Genomic DNA, 23,542 nt, shown 5'->3' on the forward strand with positions numbered 1-23,542 from the left:
GAGCAAATTAGTTCGTTGTCATCTTACAATTTTATTCTTGAAGCCCTATTCTATGCAGCTTCATATTAAATTGGTATGAGATCCAACGCATCTGTAATTATCCACTCCTCCTTTTCTCAAGCACTCCTTACCTTATTATGATAAGTATCTCTTGCGATTATTTAAACCCTCCAACTTCAAACCTTCTCCTGAACATTTTCTCCCAACAAGCCGCCTGGCCGAAAAGCCAAAATCACCACCAAAACCCCAAACACCCAAGCATTAGTCCAGCGGCTCGACAAATACTGATCGCTCAAAGACGAAAGCAACCCAATCAAAACCCCTCCTAACATCGCCCCGACAATATTGCCAATTCCCCCCAAAACCGCCGCCGTAAAAGCCCTCAAACCCGCTGTAAACCCCATCGTAAAAACAATAGTATTGTTGTACAAACCCACCAAAATTCCCGCCGAACCCGCCAAAGCTCCCCCAATCAAAAAAGTCAGAGCAATAATCTGATCCACATTAATTCCCATAATCTTAGCAGCATCGCGGCTTTGAGCCGTTGCCCGCATCGCCTTTCCCAGACGAGTGTATTGGACAAAAACATGAAGCAAAACCATCAATACAACCGCCACCACCAACACAATTAAATCTTTCGTAGTAAATACAATACTCGTTTGAATCCCCAAAGCTTTGAAAATATCAACTCGCGGTAACAAATCGGGAAAACTTTTCGGCGCAGCAGAATTAGAACCCATCACCGGAATAAAAGCTTTCAATCCTCCCCAAAATAACCCCATATTTTGGAAAATAAAAGAAACTCCAATTGCTGAAATTAAAGGAGCCAAACGGGGAGCATTTCGCAAAGGTCGATAAGCATACTTTTCGACAACAATATTCAGTCCAGCACAAAACACCGAACATACAATTAAAGCGACTAACATCACCGGTATAGCAATACCTAAAGGCGCGCCGTCTTGAATGCCAAAAGCCCCGAACACAGTTAGGGAAGCAAAAGCCCCCAACATATATAAATCGCCGTGAGCAAAATTGATTAACTCAATAATCCCATAAACCATAGTGTAACCCAAAGCAATAATTGCAATCAGCGCGCCGTTGACCAGACCAACTAATAATTGTTGGATAAAAACTTCAGGATTGCTGACTATTTCTCCAAGGATTTTTGGCAAATCCAATCCGGCGATCGGGCCTAATAGCAAAACTATATAAACTACACCTAGATATAAGAGAATACTTTTCCAGTTTTTCATGTTTTTAAGTAATGGGAAATTAGGAATGGGAAATTAGGAATGGGAAATTGGGAAATGAAAAAAGTTGAAGAATTTTTTTTCCTTCTTCCTTCTTCCCTCTTCCCTCTTCCCTCTTCCTTCTGATTAATTATTCCGTCTTGAGCGCATTCACGAACTCCCACTTGGCGCCTTTAACAACATTTCCTGACATTGTAGTCAAGCTCGTGTCGCCGTTGGTGTCAAAACTCCAAGTGCCCAGTACCCCGTTAAAATCTTTAGTTGCCAAGACAGCTTCGCGGATAGCAGGGCGGTCATTTTTGCAAACTTTATTAATTGCGCCGATCGCAACTTTAGCAGCTTCATAGGCGTATGCTGCATAAGCTTCGGGTTCAGCATTATATTTTGCCTTGTAACTTGCGTACCACTTCGCACCCACACCAGTCAATTCTTGAGGAGGCAAGCCGCCAAAAGTAGCATAAACTCCTTCGGCATCTTTGCCTCCGGCATCAATTAAAGCTTGATCTTTAATGCCGTCCGGCCCCATGAACTTAACTGTATCAGCCGCCATCCCGACATTTCTCATGTCTTTAATTATTTGTCCGGCGTTGCTCTGAGTAGTACCGCCGAAGTAAATCAGGTCTGGATTTAAAGCTTTGATCTTATTCATTAACGCCTTGTAGTCGCTAGCTTTAATATCAATTCCCTCTCTTCCGAGGACTTGAATTCCCAACTTTTTAGAAGTTGCTTCAAAAACATCAGCGATGCCTTTGCCGTAGAGTTCTTGGTCGTCGAGAATGTAGACTTTTTGCACGCCTAAAGATTTTGCCCAGTTGCCAGCTACAGCTCCTTGAAGGTCGTCCGCGGGGACAACGCGGGTGAAATTGCGAGTGCCTGCGGGATAATAAACGTTGGGTTCTTTGGGTTCGCCTTTTCCTGGTTTAGTCAGTCCCGGATAAGTGTTGGCCGGACTGATCATGACGATGTTAGCTTGGTTGAGCACGGGAATGGAAAGTTTGGCGGCACCGGAGTTATAGTGACCGATGACGGCAACTACCGCACCGTCAGCGACGGCTTTGTTGGAGTTGGACGTTACTTGGGCTGGGTCCCATTTGCCGGCGGCGGCGGTGGCGTCATCGAAAACTTCGTATTCGATTTTGATTTTTCCGTCGCAAGCTTTGGAGTCGGTTTCGGCAAGTGCTTGTTTGATGCCGTTGACCATTGTTTGAGATTGACCCAAGGCGCTACCTGTCATCGGGAGCATGGAGACAATTTTGACAGTATTTGGGTCTCCGGGGCTGCTGACTGCGACGGGAGTGGCTGCGGGACTGGTTCCGGGGCTGCCTCCGGGAGTTGTGGCGGTGGGTGCTTGAGGATTTTGACAGCTAGCGCACAGAGAGGCTATTCCGGCGGCAAAAAGTAATTTCCGCAATCCTCCGACGCCGAGATTCTTTGTTGAGTTGATTTTTGGGGATGTGGCACTTTTGCCCCCTGACTTCTGGGAAAAGTTCATAGGTTGGTTTGTTTGTTGCTTGCGTCTTAGCATATTTTCACTGTTTTAAGTATGTAGTCAAGAGTTAGCACAAGTTTAAAAAATTTGTGTCAACTATCAACAACACACCTAGAAAGGCAACATCAGGACTGGGGCCAGAACTCCTGTCTCAGGGGCGGCGGGGGCTGCCCGTACAATGCGTGAGTTCACGATTCCATCGCGGTTAACTAGATCCGCGATCGCAACTTCCAGTAAATGTGTTGACATTGTATATACAAAAAATTTACAATATGAATATTCTAGAGCTACTAGCTCTAATTAATGCTCTGTCTAGCCAGAAGTTACTATTATGCACCCGCCAGCATCTGAAGGGTCAGTCAGCCAGAACCGCGATGTTACAATCAACATTCGAGCTAAGCCGAATCAACGCGCTCTAATCGATCGCGCGGCGCAATTACAGGGAAAAAGCCGATCGGAATTCATGCTTGAATCAGCTTACCAAAAAGCTCAAGATGTGATTCTAGATCGCTGTTTTTTTGGGTTAGATGAACTTAAATTTAAGCAATTTTTGGCGCTTCTGGATGCACCGCCGACGCCAAATCCGAAGCTAAACGCATTACTAAAAACAAAATCTCCGTGGGATTAGATCGAGATTTAGACCAACTCTGCCCGCCTGAAAAACTGAACTCGTTACATCAAATTGAGACCTTTAATTCAGGCAACAGTCAGTTAGATGAATGGCTCAAGCGTCGCGCTCTTAAAAATCAGTCAGATGGGGCTTCACGGACTTATGTTTTGTGCGATCGCCAAGCAGTCATTGCGTACTATTGTCTTGCAAATGGAGCAATAGCACAAACTGCTGCAACAGGTAAAGTCCGGCGCAATATGCCCGAGCCGATTCCTGTTATGGTGATTGGACGGCTTGCAGTCGATCGCAACTGGCAAGGTTCCGGCATCGGACGCGCTTTGCTGCGGGATGCAATTCTTCGCACTTTGCAAGCTGCTGAAATTGCAGGGATACGCGCAATTCTCGTACACGCTATCTCCGAAGATGCGAAGCAGTTTTACCAGAAGTGCGGGTTTACTGTTTCGCCGATCGATCCGATGACACTCATGGTAAAAGTTAGCGATGCCATTGCTTCACTTTAGCTCAGACCTTACTTGCTCTCGTTGGAGGTTTCCTCGCGCATGGTTGAGTTACAAGCTGATTTAGAATATGTGGTGAACGATCGCTTAAAAGTCTCTTTAGATGCGATCGCTCGATGGCAAGCAGGAGCGAGAAAGGCGCAGTACCGAAGACATCGCCATTATTCCGGCAGGAGTTGCTCATCGCTGTAGTTGGGATGAGCCGACTCAATTTATAGTAAAATTGTAATCATGAGTTAAAGAGGGATAATCGGTGCTTGCTCAGGAAGATCTTCAAAAGAAAATTTGTGATTTTTTAGGAATCTTACAATATTCAGTAGAGTATCGAGGAGCGATCGGATTGCTGGATCAAAATTTGATTCTTCAATCTTTCATTGCCCAATTTCTCAATATTATATACGGGTACGATCTCATCAATCTAGATCGTGATGGACATAAATATCCTGCAATAGATTTAGGAGACTTTTATAGAAAAGTTGCTTTCCAAGTCACGGCTACCAAGACGCCAAGAAAGATTGAGGAGACTATAGAAATTTTCATTCGTCACAAGGAGTATGAAAATTTTAACAATCTCAAGTTTCTTATCCTGGGAAGGAAGCAAAATAAGTATTCACAGGTTTTTAACACTTACAATCTATTTGACTTTAATCCGCAAAGAGATATCCTTGATATCAAAGATATAGTACGCCAACTTTCTTCCCTAAAGTTGGAGAAACTTCTACGTTTGAGCCATTTGATTGATTCTGAGCTTTCTGGAACAGTCATATTTAAAACTACATATCAAATTCTTCACGATTCACATCATCAAGACTCTTTGCCTAGAGAAGAAGTTAAGCCCGATAATGTGGTTAGAACTGTTCGTTGGGTAGATGTGCCTTTATACTCCGATCCAGGCTGTCAACAGCGAAGACCAGATATGACTGGTGTGATCCTTGATAACCGACAGCACCCTGAAAACGTCTTTGCAGGATACACCATCCATCCAATCTCCCCTAATCTCTTTAAAGAAGGAGCGCAAGTGATTATTGTGTATAGTAGAAATAGTGTTTGTGATGAGTCATGGTATCGAAACCCAGAAACAAATGAAATAACTTATGCATGGACTGAGCACTCTGAGGTTATAGGTCGTATGGTTGAAGTTGCTTGAATACCATTACTAGACGGCAGGTAGTTGAAAATTATCCCAAACATCAAACTAATCTGATGATGGTTGATTTGCGAGACTTATCTGGAAAGTGTTTTTATGGAAAGTACCGTAGAGCGGCAGTGGGGAATTTTGGGGGAGGAATTTCGGAGAATTTCGATCTAGTTTCAGCACCTCCATCCCGAAATTGATTGGCGAAATGCGATTAACTTACGAAATATTTTGGTTAACCGCTATGACCAAGTGCTCTCGGAAGTTATTTGGAATATTGTTACAGGTGTTTTACCTCGTTTGCTGGTACAAGTAGAGGCATTATTGCCACCGTTACCTGATGATAGTTGAGCCATCGCCCACAAACAAAAGATGCACGTGAAGCGGAGCTATCCCGTAGGGAATCGCCCCATCGCCATAGTTCCAAAAATATCAACTAGACTGCGAAATCAAATCCGAATCCTTTTTTTCCTTTGACCGATCGACACTAAAATCTTCATAGTACGATCGCTCAGTATTCACATCCCACAAATCGTGCTTTTCGCCGAGAATATTTCTCACAGCCAGCATCCCCGTCAGCATGGAATGGTCTTGGTTGTTGTATCGGTGCATACCGTTGCGCCCGATCGTCTGCAAATTCTCCATTCCCTTCAAAAAACCTTCAAGTACCTGCAAGTGTCCTCGATATTCGGCATCGTACACTGGATAAGCCTTGGGCTGCCGTATGACAACTCCATCTTCAACATCGGCAGTTTTGGCTAACCCCAAACCAACCAACTCGCGAGTTGCTAATTCGATAAGTTGCGCGTCCGACATTTCCCAAATCTCGTCGCCAACGCTACAGAAATATTCCATTCCTAAACAACTTTTGCTGGCGTCGGGAACTAAAGCGGCGCTCCAATTTTTAAAGTTTTGAATGCGTCCCACTTTGACTTCGGGGGAGTGAATGTAAATCCAGTTGTCAGGAAACAAATCCTTGCGATTGACAATCAGCGATACAATCAAAAAATCTCGATATTTTAGCGATCGCGCGGCGTGCAATACCTCTTCTGGTGGCTGCGGTTTCATTCTTGCTACCAGCGCCGATATCGGCATACTCGTAATGAAATTATCCGCCGAATATTGAATTAATTCTCCATTTTGCTCCGCAGTAATACTTTTAATCTTATTACCTTCACGCTCAAAGCTAATCACTTTAGTATCCAGATAAACTTTGCCGTCTTTATTCTCCACAGCTTCCGCGAACTTTTCCCACATCATCCCCGGCCCCAAAGCCGGATAATCAAACTCTTTGATTAATGTTTTAGTGTCGTTGCTGCCAAACAAAGCATTAATAATTGCAGTCGTCAGCGACAATCCTTTAATCCGCTGCGCCGCCCAATCGGCTTGAATTTCCGAACAAGGAATGCCCCAAACTTTTTCAGTGTAAGTCTTAAAAAATGTTTTATACAAGCGTTCGCCAAAACGATTGATCACCCACTGTTCAAAAGTTTTTTCTTCCTGAAGCGGCCAAATTCTCACTTTTAGATAACTCAAAATAATTAGGGTACTCTCAATTAGGCCCAAATTAAAGAGAGTATTGAAGGCACTGATCGGATAATTAAAAAATTTACCTCGATAAAAAATTCGCGACAATCGTGGCACTTTAATAAACTCATTTCCCAGTACCTCTTGCCACAACTGCTGCACGGCTTCAACTTTAGTATAAAAGCGGTGGCCGCCAATGTCGAAACGATAGCCTTTGTAGCTTTCGGTGCGAGCTATTCCCCCAACTTTATCACCTTTTTCTAGTACAACAGGGATAATGCCTTGCTTGACGAGCTCGTAGGCAGCAGTCAAGCCCGCAGGACCTGCACCGACGATCGCAACAGGATAATGTTTCACTCAGCCTACCTCCAGCTTTTTTATCGCAACTATACAGTTATTTATAGCTTGTCGAAGGGATAGATGCACCCGTGAATACCCTGAGAAACTCTCGATCGACCTGATGTTTAAGCACAATTTGCCTTGATTTATTGAGCTGAGACTGGCAAGCTAACTTTGCCAGTCACAGGCTTTTTTTGGTATAAGTAGCGACCAGTGCCGATCGCAAATGCCAGCCCGCTGTAAAAGTAGAAAAGCCAGTGCCACGGAATAGTTCTCAGGGCAAATAGGATACCGTGTTTACGATGAAAAAATCGGTAAAGTGGTGCATTAATTGCTACCAGTGGTGCGGCCAGCAAACCAGCCACTAGCAGAAAGCTCAGCGACCAGCAGGTTCCCAAAATTGCCAGCAGGACTGCATAAGTTAAAATCACGCTGATGCGGTTTGAAACTTGCAAGTTGAGGTCGTTATTCAATTTGCGATCGCGCCAAATCAGTTCTGTCCAAGGCAGCGCTCGGTAGAAAAAGTCAGCTTTCACCATCCCCATCGGTTCCCACCGCTTTAAATGCTTCACCTGCAATGTTTTGCACAGCCGAATTTTATAACCTGCTTGTTTCAAACGGTAGCCGAACTCAATATCTTCGATCGAAGCTTGGCGGTAACTCTCATTAAAGCCGCCCATCTGCAAAAAAATTTCCCGGCGAATCACTCCGCAAGCTCCCCAAAAAGTTGAAGCTTCTTCGTTACCTGTTTGGTGCACGTAGTGGTGCAGCAAGTTCCTGTACTGCGATAGAAAACCGGGATCTCCAGGAGCATCGTCGTAAGAGCCGATGAAAGCAGCTAAGTAGGGATTATTTTTGAACACCGATATCGCATAGCCCACAGCTTCTGCACAAACAGCCACATCAGCATCCACAAAAAACAAAATATCTCCCTTTGCAGCTTGGGCACCCAAATTCCTTGCCCGCGCTGGCCCCCCGCATTCGGGAATCCTGATGACTTTGGCGCCGAATTCCTTGGCCAAACGCCAGGAACCATCGCTTTCGCCATCTGCTACTACAATAATCTCGATCGGTCTGGGCACAGCTTGAGCCAGTTTTGATAAACAGGTGCGGAAGTAAGCGCCCCCGTTGTGGACTGGGATAATGATGGATACAGTGGGATCGGCGGTAGAAATCATTACCTAAATTGTTTAAATTGCAGGGATCAAAATTTCCTTGAATTTTATTGTTGCTACTTTACGAAGGGTAAAATCAGCTCTACTTTTTTATTTATAACTCAATTGCTGTTTGTATTCAACTAAATTTTTGGCTGGCATTCTCGATTGGATTTTTCCCAATTCATACCTGTATTCTAGGCCATATCTTGCTGAGACTGACCTGATGCAGACCACAGCTTTACAAAATCTTTAAATATATGATTGTTTGTGTAAACTTGCGAAAAAGCACCAGCAGCATTTTTGGGCGGCTGTGTCGCACCGCACAAGACTGTGATTTTATAAGTAAGCACACCGTATAAAATCAAACATACTTTCGACGGAAACCCGCAGGCGGTCAGGACTTTTCCGGTACAGTTTCTTTTACAGACCTCATCCGCGAGTGACTCCTGAACCAAGTCTCTATCCCGACTTCGGCGTCAATTCACATTGTAGGACTTTTGGCAATATATTTTAAATATAGGTCTTAAAGTTTCCGACGGTGTACGATCGAGCTTTGGTAATTTGCTAACATACCCTTAGCTATGTCCCTTGGAGCAAAAAGTTTTACCTAAACCCTTTTTTATATTACATGAACACCTCCCCAAACCCTTTAAATCAGCCATTAGTTTCAGTCATCATCCCAGCTTTCAACGCTGACAAATTTATTGCTAAAACCTTAGAGTCTGTTTTATCTCAAACTTATCACAACATAGAAGTTTTAGTAGTAGACGACGGCTCTACAGATACAACACCCGAAATCGTCAATTTTTTTGTTCAAAAAGATAGCCGAATTATCTTATTGCAGCAGTCAAATGCAGGCGTCGCCGCCGCTCGCAACCTAGCAATTGAAAAATCAAAAGGCGAATATATTGCTCCCCTTGATGCCGACGATATTTGGTATCCCCAAAACCTAGAAAAACAAGTCGAATGCTTAATTAAATCAGAACAATCTGTAGGAGTTGTCTATTCATGGTCACTTGATATAAACGAAAAAGACTTATTCACCGGTGGATTTTACAACTCCACCATCGAAGGAGAAGTATACAAAGCTTTAGTTTATAAATATTTTATGGGTAATGCGAGTTCATCTCTGATCCGCCGCATTTGTTTCGAGAGAGTCGGCGGTTACAATTGCCAATTGAAAGCCGAAAATGCCCAAGGCTGCGAAGACTTGGAACTTTTTCTCCGCATTGCTGAGCATTATCAATTTAAAGTAGTGCCAGAATTTTTAGTTGGCTACCGACAGATTTCCAGCAGTATGTCTTGCAACTATGCAGCAATGGCAAAATCTCACTCTCTAATTATTGCAGGTGTCCGGGAGCGGCATCCTGAAATTCCTACCCATATTTATCGCTGGTCTAACAGCAGTTTTTATATATACAATTTAGCCGTTAAAAGCAACCGTAATGGCAACCATCGCAGTACATTATTTTGGCTATATCGAGCTTTTCGAGAAGATTCATTGATGACTCTTTTACGCCATAATTTGTACATTCTCTCAATAGAAAGTATCTTAAAAATTTTAGTTTCATCAGTTACTCAATCTCGGTCAGACTTAAAATCAACATCAACAGAGACTGAAGGCAAAACAATTTCCACCATCCAGAGGCGAACCATGATTCATAAAATGCTCCCGTCCCAGGTTTATGAAAGAATGCGATTCAATAATTTTGTCAAGCGATAACCCGAATAAACCCAAAATAAAAAACCAGATTTCTTAAAGAAACCTGGTTTTTGAGGCCAGCTATGGAAGAGAGTTAAATAAACGGAAATAAATTTTTGCTTCTTCCTTCTACTTATATATCTCTAAGCGTGAGAAGCTGTAGGAGTTTGAGCTTTTGGCTGCTGGCCGTCTGGCGCCAAGGATTCCCCTTCAATAAACGAGCGCAACATCCAAGCCATTTGCTCGTGCTGTTCCATCAAACCAGTCAAAAAGTCTGCGGTTCCGTCATCGTTAAACTCTTCACCACACTGTTGGACGTGTTGGCGGAGATTGCGAATAACTAACTCGTGGTCATCAACTAAACGGGATACCATTTCCGTAGCCAAAGGCAAATCGCCGATATGTTCTTTAATCGAGCCATACTTCAGAAAACCCTCAGCAGTACCAATTGGATAGCCACCTAAAGTTCTCACCCGTTCGGCCATAGCATCGATATTTACTGTTAACGCCTGATAGTGTTCTTCCCACAACTGGTGGAGCGATCGAAACTGTGGGCCCACTACATCCCAGTGATACTTTTTGGTTTTGATTAACAGCAGATAAGCATCTGACAGGTCGTGATTCAACAGTTCGATAACGCCTGCACGTTGCTCGTCAGATAGACCTATGTTTAACTTACGCATTGAAAATTGTTCCTTCAACTCTAACTTTACATTTATTAGAACAAATTTCCCCAGCCACTTACATCAACCCAGAGGACGATCGAAGACGATCGAACTTTAGTAAAATATCGACATTTCAGGTTAAAGTAATCGCAATATAGATACCCTTAGATAGATGCAATGAAACTTATTGTTATGGATCACCTTTGCTTGGTGAACACAGCGATTGGGCCGCCGGTGATTTCCCTCTCAATCCCGCTAGAGAAAAAGGCTGGACTCTGATAGCCCGTACAAATCAAGGAATTTCTGCGGAAGTTAAGCACCATCCCACCGGATGTTAACCAACATCCACACACTTAATTGTGCGGGCTGCTTTAAAGGATCGCATAAGAGACTTGCAATTAAATATAACCCTGTTATCCTAGAAGGCTAGGAAACAGATTTTCTGACATGAGCAGTTCTGACCTCTGTGATTGGGACGCTGGAAATGATATTGAGTGCAACCGCTGAATCGACGTTTAAGGATGCTGCCAAGAAACAGAGGGGCGATCGCCATCAAAACTTTATGGCCCAAGTGGCTGATGATTACTTTAATAGTTAAGTCCCGAAAGTATAAATATTTCTAGGATGGAACCCTTGATAGTGTTCAAATAGACTTACATGAACACAGATAATCTTGGGTTTGTTAAATAGCGATTAACCGAATCAAGAAGATGTATATCATGACCTGTGAGGCAGCCGGTAATCGCCGATCGTACTTGCTCAACCCTCGATACTAAATTAAGCCCACCAAAATTTTGTTCAACCAAGGCTCTTTTTTTCCGTAAAACAAAGCCTTGGATGTGCGATCGTACCACCACCTGAATAATCCATCCCAAGCTATCCATCCTCGATTTGAGAAACCGTTGACCGCTGTCACCTCGATCGACTCTAACAAACAAATACAGCCACGCAACCCTTTGTCCCATCTAGTAGACCACCGGGAGAAGCTGTGTGTTCGCTTCACCTTGGGGAACACTTGCTGGTGTGACCCCCACAACACTAAGCCGAAGCTATCAACGGCAGTGTCGCGTTTTCGCCCCGCCTGAAGGCTTTGTCAAACCCGACCCTCTGATGAATCACCGTTGCAGTACCAACTGTTTAAACCTAGTTTTTGGGGGATGGTGCGTCCAAGACAGATAAAAAAAGCAGTCCTCTGTGTTTGCACTGAAGAGGAGATCGAGGGCATTGCAATTTGTCCTCTCTGGGGAATACGGGGTAAAGTAGCAGTAGGAAAGATTTATCCATACTTTTACTAACTGTGCTACTTTCATTGTTAGCTGTAAACCATCATGCGGGAAATCTGCCAGAGCGTGGAAACCATATTTCAACTGCTGTTAGACGAACTCAAAAAGTCCACTCGCGCGTCTGAGCAGAGCTGCCAGGATGTAGCAGGGCGACTCGCAGCAGAAGTCAACAGGATATGCACTGAAAGCCAGCGGATTCAAGCCTCCGGAGATATAGAAGGTTCAGCCCAGAGCCTCGCTCAGCACCGCTTGCAACAATGCCTCCACTATTACAATTTAGGCTCCGGGCCCGGGCGAGTAGAATTGCACAGTACCCTCAGCGCGATCGTCTATCGCTACATCACTCCTCCGCAGGTCCAGTCTAGCTATCAGGCGCGAGTAGAACTGATCAAAGATTTTTTGCAAGGATTTTATCTCGAAGCTTTAAAGGCATTCCGGCGCGAAACCCAACTGCCACCTACCTACAGTCCCCGCACTCGCTTAGAACTAGCAGAGTACATGGCCTTTGTAGAGCGCTTCGGCAAGCGGCGCATTCCTTTACCTCGGAACCGCAGCCAGCAACTAATTATTTTACGGGCCCAAACCTTTTCCCAGCAGCAGCCCAAAGAAACCTCCGTAGATATGGAACAAGCCGCCGACGGAGGGGCTTCAGATTCCGACCAAACTTGGAACGACACCTCGGTGCACTCGGTGCGGGAAGCGATGGCGGGACAGGGTTCGGCGGCAATTCGTCCGCTAGGCGACGAGTCAGAATCTCTGCGGCAAAACGTGATTGACGAATTAGTAGCTTACTTAAAAGAGCGTAACCAACAAGATTGCGCCGATTACTTCGTGCTGCGCTTGCAAGACTTGCCGACTAATGAAATAGAGTCACTTCTGGGCATAACTCCCCGCCAAAGAGACTATTTGCAGCAGCGCTTCAAGTACCATTTGCTCAGGTTCGCCATGTCGCACCGCTGGGAACTCGTTCACCAGTGGCTGGAAGCAGACTTAGATCGAAATCTGGGTTTGCTGCCTTCTCAGTGGCAGGATTTTGGTGAGCAAATTGGCCCAGAAGGACAGCGTTTGCTAAAGTTGAAACAACAGGGTCTGTCAGAGTCAGCGATCGCCCAAACCCTGGGCAGCACGGTAGCCCAGGTACAGAAGCGGTGGTTTAAATTGCTGGAACTTGCGTGGGAATTGCGAAATCGTTCAGATTCCGGAGAAGGGGCATCTAGTGATGAATAACGAAACGAACAGGGATGCAGAGGCTTTCGATCGCCATTTTTTAGACTGGATATTGCAGGCGCCGATCGCCAATGCCTCTAGCGAAGATGAGGACAACCTCAATCCATCCCCTCGCTCAGAAGAGTGGGGCGACACAGAGGACAATTCCGGGGTGGAATACTGGGAATGGGACGAACCAGACCCGCTGGACTATCAAGTGGGGGCGCACAGCAATGCACCCGCACAACCGCTGATAATTGGAGAAATACCGACCGTGCAAGACCGTTTTCAGACCTTGTTAAAAGAAAGGCTTAGAGCCGAAATTGAATCTAACCCGCCGCTGTTCCCCTGGGAAACAGAATTCAAAAGCTACGACCACGATTACCCAGACGATGTAGCCCCGCAATGGGTTCCCCCCCTACACCTCTGGACTCCCCAACTACAAAATATCAGGTGGGGCCGCCTGCCAATTCCGATCGCCCAAAAGGTTTTTGCTCAACTGCTAGAACCTTGTCAGGAACTGGTAATGTCGTCGCTGCGGGAAGGCTCGAAATTAATTCGCGCTGTAGATGGCTTATTTCCCGGCCAGTCTCAGGAACTCAACGAATTAGCTAGTTTAGTGCTCCGAGGTTCTTTGCGGGGACTTCTAGATTTAGAAGATTTCCCGACTTACGAAGCAGCGAGTACCGATCAACAAATGGTGCTGTCGCTGTTGGCAGCCAGGGAAATCCTTGATTCTCTAACTTTGGATTGTCTTGTGAATCAGCCACCTGTTTCGCGGGAGTGGCTGACGGGTTTGGGTTCGCTGACTCTGGAGGCTCAATACTTGTCGAACCGCAACACAGAACAACCAATGCCATGTTTAAGAGTTGACTGCCAATTTCCGGGGGCAGGAAGTTTGGAACTCAAGGGAGGAGATGCCGAAGCAACTGCACATCGTCCGAATTCCGGGCATTTAAGTGTGGAGTTGTTTGACCCACAACCGAACAAGACTTATGCTCTAGAAGTTCGATTCCAAAACTTCGAGACCAGACCTTTGATGTTTGCTATTCGTCCAATTTTGGCAGGACAAGATAGCAACTAGAAAGGTCTATTTAGAGTAAATAACTTAGGTCTTTACTCGCTGGTTTGACCTCACACACAAACAAATGCAATTCCTCGACTTCTGTCGTGGAAAACCAAAAAAATTAGATATTAGTTCAAGCCCCCAGATTCATCTGTGAAGTTAATCTGTGGATTCAGTCTAAAATCTAATGACAGAGAAATAAGATTTAGATATTTAGGTAAAACCCAGATTTATCTGCGGATTCAATCTAAAATCTAAAATCTAAAATCTAAAATAGTTGGATGGGTGCACATGACAACTGATAACCTGCGAAATATACCTGTTTTGGGTAAGCTGTGGGAGCAGATTGAGGCCATGCCTCCGCCGGTGATTGAGGATTCTTTACTGCTGCGAATCCTAGTTCAGTTGTTGGTAATTGTGGGAATTGTGGCTACTGACGTTGCTGCTGAAGGAGCCCAGAACCTGTGGGCTGTGCCTGTTAGTATTGTGGGAGCAACTTGGAGTTGGTACCGCCGCCGCGATCGCAATGTAGCTGCTAAGTTCTGCATAGCTATTGGAATGCTGGTGGCGCTGTTCGCTTTTTTTAGCCGCTTGGTGGGAGAATTGAATGATACGCGGTTAGTTTTGGCGCAACTGTTAATCCAACTTCAAGTGCTGCACAGTTTCGATTTGCCTCGCCGCAAGGATTTAGGCTATTCGATGGTAATTGGGCTAATTTTGTTAGGGGTAGCAGCAACTCTCAGCCAAACCTTGACTTTTGGGCCGCTGTTGTTGGTGTTTTTGGCTTTAGCACTTCCGACTTTGGTGTTGGATTATCGATCGCGCTTGGGATTTTTGAAGCCAGAAGCCATTGGCGAAAAAGCACAAGGTAAAGGGAAAAATGAAAGCCTGTCGCTATTTGCTGCTACTTTATCCCCAAAGTATTTTGGTTGGCTGCTGCTGATAACTGTCGGGTTGGGGCTGACTATTTTTGCGTTTTTGCCACGCCTCCCTGGCTATCAGTTGCGGACTTTTCCCGTGAGTGCTCCTATTCAATATCAGGGGGAGTTTGACTCGCGCAGCATTCTGAATCCGGGGTATGTCAGAGGGGGAGATAAAAAAGGAACTGGCGGAGGAAGGGGGAGAAACCCAGACAAAGGGCCAGGAGAGGTGGACTCTAGTTTTTATTACGGTTTCAACCAGCGCATTAATCAAAATTTGCGGGGGGAAATGAAACCCCAAGTCGTGATGCGCGTGCGATCGCAGGCTGCGGGTTTTTGGCGGGTGTTAGGCTTCGACAAATACACCGGTCAGGGTTGGGAAATTTCTCGCAACGAACAAGCTCAAAAGGTGAATAGACCTCGCTGGTCTTATCAATTTTTTCTGAATCCTTTTCCCAATGCGCCTCGCACTCAAGAGGTGATTCAAAGTTATACTATTGTTGCTCAGTTGCCGAATTTGATTCCGGCTTTAAACAAGCCGAGGGAACTTTATTTTCCGACGACCGATATTGCGGTTGATGCGGAGGGGGGTTTGCGATCGCCTGTGGAATTGGCGGAGGGTTTGACTTATACGGTGATTTCAAATGTGCCTTTTCGCGATCGAGCTTTGTTGGGTAAAACTGGTACTAATTACCCGAAAAATATTCGCAAGTTCTATTTAGATGTGCCGCCGAAAATTGCCGCAAAGGTGCGGGCAAAAACTGAGGAAATATTGCTAGCAAGGACGAGAGTAGCTAAGTCTGATAGATCGATCGATTCTCCTTACGAAAAAGCTTTGTATTTGGCTCAATATTTAAAGCAAAATCCGAATTACAAAATAGAAAAAGCTTTGCCTTACTTAGAGGAAAGTGAAGATTTAGTCGAGGGTTTTCTGTTTGGCTACAAAAACACCCAGGGCGGCAAAAAAGTTACAGGTGGATATCCTGACCACTTTTCGACGGTACTGACAATTATGCTGAGGTCGATCGGGATTCCGGCGCGACTGGCGGGGGGTTTCGATACGGGTGAATTTAACCCGTTTACGGGTTTGTATGTTGTGAAAAATACCGACGCTTTCTTAATGACGGAGGTATATTTTCCCAATCACGGCTGGTTTGCTTTTAATCCGATTCCCGGTTATCCGCTGATTCCGGCTTCGGTGGAAGACAACCAGACTTTTAGTGCGCTGGAATCGTTTTGGAAGTGGATCGCGGGTTGGCTACCGACTCCTCTCAGAAGCGGGCTGGATTCAGTTATAGGTTTTGTAATTGGCTGGATCAGTTTGATTTTGGGCGGGTTTGTGGGACAGTTTGCTAAAGGTTGGGTGGGGTTATTTACTGGCTTGATTGCTGCGATCGCCTTTGGCTTTATTGGTTGGTTAATTTGGCAAGTGTGGCGCAAGTGGCGCCACCGCCGCTGGCTGGCGAAGTTGCCGCCGGTGGAGGGGGTTTATCAGGAAATGTTGAAGGATTTGGCGAGTCGGGGATTTGCCAAGCAGAAAGCTCAAACGCCTTTGGAGTATGCTGAGGCAATGCGCGGTAATCATGCAACTGATGAAGCTGAGGTGATTGATGAAGTTTCGCAGGCTTACGTGCGTTGGAAGTATGGCGGCGAAGCGGGTAATTTGAACCAGTTGCGGCAGTTGGTGGAAAATTTGAGGCGATCGCACTTGAAGAAACTCAAAAAGCGCTGGTTTTAAGCGATCGGGCATTCAATTTACTACAGATACTTCCAGTCGGGCCCGCACTCCGACGCTCAGAAACCGATTTTTTTACTCTGACCTGGGGCTAAAACGAAGTATTTTCGTCAAAAAACCCGGTTTCTAGCTACTACCCCGAATTCCTTTGTGACCATAATCTTCCATCCCCATCCAGCTAACCGGGTGGGGTTTTTCGTTTGGGAATACAATTTGCTATGCGGATAAAAGGACTTGAACCTTCACTCCTTTCGGAACCAGAACCTAAATCTGGCGCGTCTGCCAATTTCGCCATATCCGCATTTTGACATTCAATTACTATAGCACACAATAGAGCGATCGGTCAATCGATTTTAGATTTTAGATTTTAGATTGAAGGAAGCGACCCACGGATAAATTCCCAGGCTGATGACCAAATTGCTCGATCGCCCAACATCGAGAAACCCGGTCATTGTTGGACACCGGGTTCAATCATGAGTTATGGCCACAGCAATTTTCCGTATTTTTCACTCGTCACTTACTTTTGGCCCAGCGCTTTCCAGGTTGTTTCGTCCACCATGCCGTTAGCCGTCAAACCCTTAAATTGCTGAAAATTCTTGACAGCCATAGCAGTGCGAGCGCCAAAAATGCCGTCGATCCGGCCCGGATCGTAACCCTGTATTTCCAAACGCACCTGTAGCGTCTTCACCTTGGAACCGACAGCGCCTTTATTTAGAAGAGTTGGAGGATTGCCCGGAACAGCAGCATTGCTCAGAATTGGAGCATTGCTCTGCACAGCTTCAGGAGCTGGTGCCGGATCTGCTGCTAAAGCTGTCCAAGTTTCTTTGTCCACGATGCCATCTGCCTTCAACCCCTTAGACTCCTGAAAGGCGCTCACAGCCGATGTGGTGCGAGAGCCATAGGAACCGTCGATCGTCCCCACCTTGAAATTGTGCACCTGCAACCGTTGCTGTATGGCTGCAACTTCTGGCCCGTCAGCTCCCGCCGAGATAGTTTTTTCCTTTTTCACTGGCGGCTGCTCGCCCGCGTAAAAAGGCTTGTTAAACATATCTCCTTGGGAATTTCCCTCCGGCGATGCTGAGGCACCCGGATCGGCGGGAGCCGTAAAGTCTCTGCGGTACTGTTCCTGCACCAAGGGTTGGGACTCGAAAGCAGCAGTTGCCTTTCGAGTTAAGCCGGGAGCGAGCAGAGCGATCAAGCTGAAAATCGTAACAGTAGTCACACGCATAAATTTCATCCTGTTAGTGAGGTTTGACAAGGTTTCGCTATTTTCAAGTTTCTAAATCTAATTGTATTACCCGGACTGCTTTCTGAAACATATAGCAAAAGTAAGAAGGAACAAGGCCCTTTCACTTCGCGATCGGGTAACAAGAATTCCGAGAGAAGGGGTAATAGACCGCATTGGTTTGAGCCATTAAGAAAGGTCTAACCTGGTGCGGTTGCTATATCTGCCCCGGTTTCTAAAATTTCGGCAATGGGGACACCAGCACTCAGAAGTTGCTAGTTGGAAGTTACCTGTTAGAAGTAGGGGCTGGTTCGCACTATTCCTAATAAACCCGGTTGATTCCGAGATGTTTTGTTACCAAAGCTCATATTTTCGTATAAACCACATCTTTTAGCCTCAGTCTTATGGTACAAAACCAGCCGTCCTTCACAAATCGTTAGAGGCATCTTTTGTACAAAGTTGATCTATGAAAGGCGAAGCTTTTTCCTTTAATCCCCCCGTAATATCAACTCCGGTAGTATCGGAATTATTAAACCCCTCTTGACGGAGAGGATACAGAGAAAGGGAAGAGACAGATGAATAATTCCGATACCAACGGATTTGATATATAGCAATCCTCGCATCATTTGTGAATTTCTTACTCCCTCCCCTTGATAAGGGAAGGGTTGGGGTGGGGTCAAAAATTTACGACTCCTGCAAGGATTGCTATAAAAAGCAAAACTCGGCAGTTATCGGCTGGCGTGTTCTGCCAATCAAGCCTTAGCTTTCGGCTTGTAAATCAGATAAAACAGCGATTCTATGTAGCGGAGCATATCTTCGCGGTTTTCCTTGAACGAGTAGTTCCAAAAACCGTAATTCCGCGCCCGAGTCAGCAGCTTGGTAGTGTGAATTTTCCAGGTATAGGTGCTGTAAAATCGGTCAATTCCGCGCGTTGAAATTTCATACCAAGAGTTGGGATTGTGTTCGCATTTAGATAAAAAATCTAGAATTTTTTGGGTAGTCTCCTGGTGGTTAGTCGGGTTGATATAAAACCCATTTACGCCATCTTGAATAATTTCCAGCGGGCCACAAAACTGCGTCCCGAAAGTGGGAATACTGGTAATCATTGCTTCGATAATTGTCAAGCCGAAAGCTTCAAATAAGGCTGGCTGAACAAATATACCTTGGGTGTCAGCGATTACCCGGTAGATTTCGCCGGACAGGCTTTTGGAAAGCCTCACTCCCAGCCAGCGAATTTTACCGTGAAGGTTGTATTGGTCGATAATTGCGTAGAGCTTTTTAATTTCTTCGGCTTCTTCATAGTCTTCGGTTTCTTCGACCCGCAGCTTGCCCGCAACTAGAATTAAGTTGCATTTATCTTGTAATTCCTGGCTTTTTCCAAACAATTCTGCTAAGCCTGTCATGTTTTTAATGCGATCGAGCCTGGCCATCGAAAATAAAGGGCGCTTGTGCGGGTCGTCGAGTTTTCCAAAGACTTGTTCCGGGTCTTCTAGAGTAAACAGCAATTCGTTGAGCCGATCGCGATTGCCTTGCACCTGGTCTTCGATTCGCGTGTAGGGAAAGTACACACTTTCGTTAACTCCCGGCGGCACGACGTTGAATGTAGGGAAGATTGATAAAACTGTTCGGGCTTTTCGTATTTGGTGCAGTAGGCAACAAAAGTGTTAACTATATCGTTTCGTAGTAAATATTTATTTCCCAAGGCGCGCAAATCGCTGGCCAACTGTCGCAAGTCGGTTTTTTCGTCGCTGGCAATAACAGCCTGAAAGAGTTCTGACATAGGTAGCCCCTTAATTTTATATCTTCTTTGATATTCGCTCTAAGAGGGGGCGATACAAGTTAGTATCGCCTGTTTTTTTTAAGGTAATTTAAAAGCCTGCAATTTTACATTGCTATCCCTCAAATGACATAAAACTCCCCGTATTTGTGGCGAATGTAGCGGATAAATGGATCGATAGTTAAAGGTGAACCTGTAACGCGATCAATTAATTCTACGGCTGTGTATTTGCGGCCGTGCTGATAGATATTTTGTTTTAGCCAGTCGTGGAGTACGGTAAAATTGCCTTGTTCTATTTCTACGGGAATTTCAGGATTGATTTTTACTGCTGTTTCGTAGAATTGAGCGCTCATCAAGTTGCCGAGGGTGTAACCTTGGAACATTCCGCCGATCGTACCAACATACCAGTGAACATCTTGCATGGCGCCTTCGCTGTCGGTGGCGGGGACAACGCCAAGGTCGGTTTTATAACGTTCGTTCCAGGCTTCGGGGAGGTCTCGGACTGCTAGTTTTCCCTCTACCATTGCCAATTCTAGGTCAAAGCGGATGGCGACGTGGAGGTTGTAGGTTACTTCGTCGGCGTCGGTGCGGATGAGCGATCGCGAGACTTTGTTAATTGCCCGGTAAAATGCGTCAGTGGATACGTGTCCCAACTGTCGCAAAAATACGCCTTGGAGTTGCGGGTAAAAACATTCCCAAAAACCGCGGCTGCGCCCGACCAGATTTTCCCAAAGTCGCGACTGACTTTCGTGCACGCCGGAGGAAATGCCGCCTGCAAGCAGGGTTCCTTCAAATTCCGGGGAATTTCCGAGTTCGTAGAGGGCGTGTCCAGCTTCGTGGATGCTGCTGAACAGTGCTTGATCCAGGTGGTCTTCATAGACGCGGGTGGTAATTCGCACGTCGTCTATGGAGAAGTTGGTCATGAACGGGTGCAGGGTGGTGTCTTGCCGTCCCCGCTGGAAGTCGTACCCCATGCGTTCTACGACTTTGCGGGTGAATTCTAGTTGCTGGGATTCTGGAAAGTCTTGGTGCAAGCAGGAGTCGTCGGCGGGAGGTTGAGAGGTAATGGCTTCGACTATCGGCACTAATTCTTCACGCAGTTTGGCGAAAAGCGGGCGCAGCAGAGATACTTTCATGCCGTAGTCGCTACGATCGATCAACGGATCGGCAATGTGTTCATATCCGGGGAAAAACTCGGCGTATTGCCTGCTTAATTCTAGGGTTTTTTCTAGATACGGCTCAACGGCTGCGAAGTTGTTGGCTGCCCTGGCCGCAGCCCAAGCTTCGTAGCTGTCGGCTTGGTGGCGGCAGAGTGCGGACATGAAGGTTGCGGGGACTCTGGCGGCGCGATCGTAGTCTCTGCGGGCTATGCGGATCAGGCTGGCTGCGGTGGAGTCGTAGGGGAGGGTTTGTTCATAGAAACGCAAGTCTTCTAGGAGTTCACCTATTTTTGGATCTGTAAATTTTTCGTGGGATATTTGTTTAAGAGTAGCCAACTGGCGGCCTCTGGCAGTTGCACCTTTGGGGGGCATATAAGTTGATTGATCCCAATGCAGCAACGACGAGGCTGATTCGATGTCGGTAACTTCTCTGAGATGGGCTGCCAGTTGAGCGAATTTTGCTTGAGTTTTGTCTAGGGTTTGCATGATTGGGGTTTATGGTGCTGTTTTGCCTACAAAGGTTGCAGTGCGGCATCCGTATCCATCAATCATAGCTACCCTGAAATCAAGCTAAAAACCGCACTTCTTCCCGTATTGTATGCAATTTAGAGTCATTTTTGCATAATTTCCGGTATTTCGGCGGATTGAGTTCGATCGCTTTGGATAAGTTTTCGATCGCCAGCCGGATGCTGCTGGCTACAAGTTCCTGGCTGTTTGTGAGCTCGCCTGCTTGTTTTTCCAGGGCGTACACGCAAGCTTTTTGATAGTACAGGTTTGGATCGTCGGGTGTGAGTGCGATGATTTTATCGTAGGAGGCGATAGCTTCGGTAAATCGTTGAATTTTTTTGAGGGCTATGGCGCGGTTGTACCAGGCTTCGGTGTTGTCTGGCTGCAACTCTAGGGTTTTGTCCCAAGAGGCAATTGCTTCTTCAAAGCGTTGTAAGTTGGCGAAGGCTAAGCCGCGGTTGTAAAAGGTTTCGCTGTCGTTTGGGTTGAGTGCGAGGGCTTTGTCCCAGGATGCGATCGCTTCTTCAAATTGTCCCATTTGTGCGATCGCCGTGCCGCGTTTGTTCCAGGCTTCGGCGGAATTCGGCCGCAGTTGCAGGGTTTTGTCGTAGGAGGCGACGGCTTCCGGGTAGAGTTTTTCATCGGCTAGGGCTAAGCCGCGGTTGTACCAGGCTTGATGCAAGTCTGGTTTGAGTTCGATCGCTTTGTCGTAAGAGGCGATCGCTGCTGTATTTTGGTCGGATTTTCTCAGGGCAAATGCTTTGTTGTACCAAGCTTCGCAGTAGTCTGGTTTGATGGCGATGGCTTTGTCGTAGGAGTTGATCGCTTCTGATAATTTCTCTAGGCTGACGAGGGTGTTGCCGCGGTTCGTCCAAGCTTCGGGGTAGCTGGGGTTGAGTTCGAGCGCCTTTTCGTAGGATGCGATCGCTTCGGAGAGTCTGTTGAGCTTCCGCAAAATGTTGCCACGATTATACCACGCTTCGGGATTGTTTGGTTTGATTTGTAGGGATTTGTTGTAGGCTGCGATCGCTTCTTCTAGCTGGCCCAATTTTTTTAGGGCTACGCCTTGGTTGTACCACGCTTCATAAAATTTTGGTTCGAGTGCGATCGCTTCTTCCCAGGATTCGATCGCAGCTTGGAATCGTCCCATTGCTTCTAGGGCGTTGCCGCGTTCGTACAAGGTTTGAGCCTTTTGGGTGTTGACTGCTATGGATTTTTCCCCTGAGTCGATCGGCTTTTCTATGCTGGCTAATTTTTGCAAGGGGTTTCACCTCATTATTTTCTGTCTAATTGATTCTTTTCTTTTTTATATGCGATCTTTTTCGCCTTTGAGTGCTTTTGATCGCGACTATTTGGTTATTTATGGCAATTTTACAGGATTTTGGGGACTTTTTCAATTTTTTCAATATAATCCTACATCGGGGATTTGTAGGTATAGATTAATACTATTTTTTTTAGATGACTGCGTAGAAAAGAGGAAATGGCGATCGTACTGAGGTGTGATAAACCTCATCCAAGATATCATTTTCACGTAACCCTTGTGAGCGATCGTGGGTTGAAAGCGCCTCTTGTCAAGCGAAGTCCGCCTTTGCAGACTAATAAATAATAAGAATATTTTTGATGCTGTAGCTGCGGGTTTTACCAAGAATAATTGTCTAAAACCAACAATCTCATAAACCCACCTCGCCCAAGGGCAAATCCCTATCCTTGAATCAAGGCTTGAAACCGAGTATGCGATCGAATGCTGTCAAAATCCGAGTCAGTTTTTGCCATTTGTCGCCATTCGTCAGGCTTCAGATTGATGGCTTGCTGCAAATTCTGAATTGCTTGGTCAATCTGACTCTGTAACGCATAGCAGCAAGCTTTATTATAAAATGTTGCGTCATCATCTGGTTTGATTTCTAAGGCTTTGTCGAAGGAGGCGATGGCATCTTCCCATCTTCCTAAATTACCAAGTGCAGTGCCCCGATTGTACCAGGCTTCGTGTTTATCTGGTTTGATTTCTAAGGCTTTGTCGCAGGAGACGATGGCAGCTTCCAATCTTCCTAAATTACCAAGTGTAGTGCCCCGATTGTACCAGGCTTGATGCAAGTCTGGTTTGATTTCTAAGGCTTTGTCGTAGGAGGCGATGGCAGCTTCCAATCTTCCTAAATTACCAAGTGCAGTGCCCCGATTGTTCCAGGCTTCGTGATCATCTGGTTTGATTTCTAAGGCTTTGTCGTAGGAGGCGATGGCAGCTTCCAATCTTCCTAAATTACCAAGTGCAGTGCC

The 23,542-nt window shown here is 45.8% G+C and carries 20 protein-coding genes and 1 tRNA gene; 9 read left to right on the top strand and 12 right to left on the bottom strand.

Going from position 1 to position 23,542, the window contains the following annotated elements; translation table 11 throughout:
• Nucleotides 1-176: 176 nt before the first annotated feature.
• Together QT994_RS16050 and QT994_RS16055 are read right to left on the bottom strand one after the other, a co-directional pair.
• Entirely contained in the window at nucleotides 177-1,253 is a 1,077-nt protein-coding gene (locus QT994_RS16050; RefSeq protein WP_333176082.1) for a branched-chain amino acid ABC transporter permease, read from the bottom strand.
• Nucleotides 1,254-1,380: 127 nt separating this feature from the next.
• Nucleotides 1,381-2,742: a branched-chain amino acid ABC transporter substrate-binding protein gene (locus QT994_RS16055; RefSeq protein ID WP_333045893.1), complete on the bottom strand. Its 1,362-nt coding sequence runs from the start codon at nucleotides 2,740-2,742 to the stop codon at nucleotides 1,381-1,383.
• A 328-nt stretch (nucleotides 2,743-3,070) separates the two neighbouring features.
• On the opposite strand from QT994_RS16055, the gene QT994_RS16060 reads away from it, so the two are divergent.
• From QT994_RS16060 to QT994_RS27860, 5 genes are all read left to right on the top strand, one after another.
• Nucleotides 3,071-3,367, top strand: coding sequence for a DUF1778 domain-containing protein (locus tag QT994_RS16060; protein ID WP_333176084.1), 297 nt, complete (start codon nucleotides 3,071-3,073; stop codon nucleotides 3,365-3,367).
• Nucleotides 3,358-3,870 (top strand): GNAT family N-acetyltransferase, encoded by a 513-nt coding sequence (locus tag QT994_RS16065; protein ID WP_333176086.1) that lies wholly within the window; start codon nucleotides 3,358-3,360, stop codon nucleotides 3,868-3,870. The genes QT994_RS16060 and QT994_RS16065 overlap by 10 nt, the downstream gene beginning before the upstream one ends.
• A 39-nt stretch (nucleotides 3,871-3,909) precedes the next feature.
• Nucleotides 3,910-4,059, top strand: a complete 150-nt coding sequence (locus QT994_RS16070; RefSeq protein WP_333176088.1) for a hypothetical protein — start codon at nucleotides 3,910-3,912, stop codon at nucleotides 4,057-4,059.
• A gap of 61 nt (nucleotides 4,060-4,120) precedes the next feature.
• Nucleotides 4,121-5,014, top strand: a complete 894-nt coding sequence (locus QT994_RS16075; RefSeq protein ID WP_333176090.1) for an SMEK domain-containing protein — start codon at nucleotides 4,121-4,123, stop codon at nucleotides 5,012-5,014.
• Between the two features lie 183 nt (nucleotides 5,015-5,197).
• The gene (locus QT994_RS27860; protein ID WP_445243914.1) at nucleotides 5,198-5,353 is read left to right on the top strand and encodes a HepT-like ribonuclease domain-containing protein; all 156 of its coding nucleotides are present in this window, start codon (nucleotides 5,198-5,200) and stop codon (nucleotides 5,351-5,353) included.
• An 81-nt stretch (nucleotides 5,354-5,434) separates the two neighbouring features.
• Here QT994_RS27860 and QT994_RS16080 read toward each other — a convergent pair whose 3' ends face one another.
• Both QT994_RS16080 and QT994_RS16085 read right to left on the bottom strand, forming a co-directional pair.
• Nucleotides 5,435-6,886: an NAD(P)/FAD-dependent oxidoreductase gene (locus QT994_RS16080; protein ID WP_333176092.1), complete on the bottom strand. Its 1,452-nt coding sequence runs from the start codon at nucleotides 6,884-6,886 to the stop codon at nucleotides 5,435-5,437.
• A gap of 128 nt (nucleotides 6,887-7,014) precedes the next feature.
• A complete protein-coding gene (locus QT994_RS16085; protein ID WP_333176093.1) occupies nucleotides 7,015-8,046 on the bottom strand; it encodes a glycosyltransferase in 1,032 nt (343 codons plus the stop codon).
• A gap of 607 nt (nucleotides 8,047-8,653) precedes the next feature.
• On the opposite strand from QT994_RS16085, the gene QT994_RS16090 reads away from it, so the two are divergent.
• Entirely contained in the window at nucleotides 8,654-9,748 is a 1,095-nt protein-coding gene (locus QT994_RS16090) for a glycosyltransferase family 2 protein (protein WP_333176095.1), read from the top strand.
• 122 nt (nucleotides 9,749-9,870) lie between these two features.
• Here the strand turns inward: QT994_RS16090 and QT994_RS16095 are convergent, their stop codons facing one another.
• Nucleotides 9,871-10,410, bottom strand: a complete 540-nt coding sequence (locus QT994_RS16095; protein ID WP_333045878.1) for a Dps family protein — start codon at nucleotides 10,408-10,410, stop codon at nucleotides 9,871-9,873.
• A 754-nt stretch (nucleotides 10,411-11,164) separates the two neighbouring features.
• Nucleotides 11,165-11,395 (bottom strand): hypothetical protein, encoded by a 231-nt coding sequence (locus QT994_RS16100; protein ID WP_333176097.1) that lies wholly within the window; start codon nucleotides 11,393-11,395, stop codon nucleotides 11,165-11,167.
• Nucleotides 11,396-11,720: 325 nt separating this feature from the next.
• Here QT994_RS16100 and hetZ point away from each other — a divergent pair, with 325 nt between their 5' ends.
• The 3 genes from hetZ (at nucleotide 11,721) to QT994_RS16115 (ending at nucleotide 16,605) form a co-directional block, all read left to right on the top strand.
• Nucleotides 11,721-12,902, top strand: a complete 1,182-nt coding sequence (gene hetZ, locus QT994_RS16105) for a heterocyst differentiation protein HetZ (protein ID WP_333045874.1) — start codon at nucleotides 11,721-11,723, stop codon at nucleotides 12,900-12,902.
• Nucleotides 12,895-13,965: a hypothetical protein gene (locus QT994_RS16110; protein WP_333176099.1), complete on the top strand. Its 1,071-nt coding sequence runs from the start codon at nucleotides 12,895-12,897 to the stop codon at nucleotides 13,963-13,965. The genes hetZ and QT994_RS16110 overlap by 8 nt, the downstream gene beginning before the upstream one ends.
• 273 nt (nucleotides 13,966-14,238) lie before the next feature.
• A complete protein-coding gene (locus QT994_RS16115; RefSeq protein WP_333176101.1) occupies nucleotides 14,239-16,605 on the top strand; it encodes a transglutaminaseTgpA domain-containing protein in 2,367 nt (788 codons plus the stop codon).
• Nucleotides 16,606-16,821: 216 nt separating this feature from the next.
• Here the strand turns inward: QT994_RS16115 and QT994_RS16120 are convergent.
• From QT994_RS16120 to QT994_RS16145, 6 genes are all read right to left on the bottom strand, one after another.
• Nucleotides 16,822-16,903: transfer RNA gene (locus QT994_RS16120), tRNA-Leu, on the bottom strand.
• A 216-nt stretch (nucleotides 16,904-17,119) separates the two neighbouring features.
• Nucleotides 17,120-17,830 (bottom strand): peptidoglycan-binding protein, encoded by a 711-nt coding sequence (locus QT994_RS16125; RefSeq protein WP_333045855.1) that lies wholly within the window; start codon nucleotides 17,828-17,830, stop codon nucleotides 17,120-17,122.
• Nucleotides 17,831-18,579: 749 nt separating this feature from the next.
• On the bottom strand, nucleotides 18,580-19,476 hold the full coding sequence (locus tag QT994_RS16130) for a glycosyltransferase (protein WP_333176151.1): 897 nt from the start codon (nucleotides 19,474-19,476) through the stop codon (nucleotides 18,580-18,582).
• Nucleotides 19,477-19,726: 250 nt separating this feature from the next.
• The gene (locus tag QT994_RS16135; protein ID WP_333176102.1) at nucleotides 19,727-21,250 is read right to left on the bottom strand and encodes a carboxypeptidase M32; all 1,524 of its coding nucleotides are present in this window, start codon (nucleotides 21,248-21,250) and stop codon (nucleotides 19,727-19,729) included.
• A 79-nt stretch (nucleotides 21,251-21,329) separates the two neighbouring features.
• The gene (locus QT994_RS16140) at nucleotides 21,330-22,532 is read right to left on the bottom strand and encodes a tetratricopeptide repeat protein (RefSeq protein WP_333176103.1); all 1,203 of its coding nucleotides are present in this window, start codon (nucleotides 22,530-22,532) and stop codon (nucleotides 21,330-21,332) included.
• A 440-nt stretch (nucleotides 22,533-22,972) separates the two neighbouring features.
• On the bottom strand, nucleotides 22,973-23,542 hold a 570-nt coding region (locus QT994_RS16145), incomplete at its 5' end, for a tetratricopeptide repeat protein (RefSeq protein ID WP_333176105.1).

It is taken from the genome of Microcoleus sp. S13_B4, from assembly GCF_036700885.1.
Classification (GTDB): domain Bacteria; phylum Cyanobacteriota; class Cyanobacteriia; order Cyanobacteriales; family Microcoleaceae; genus Microcoleus.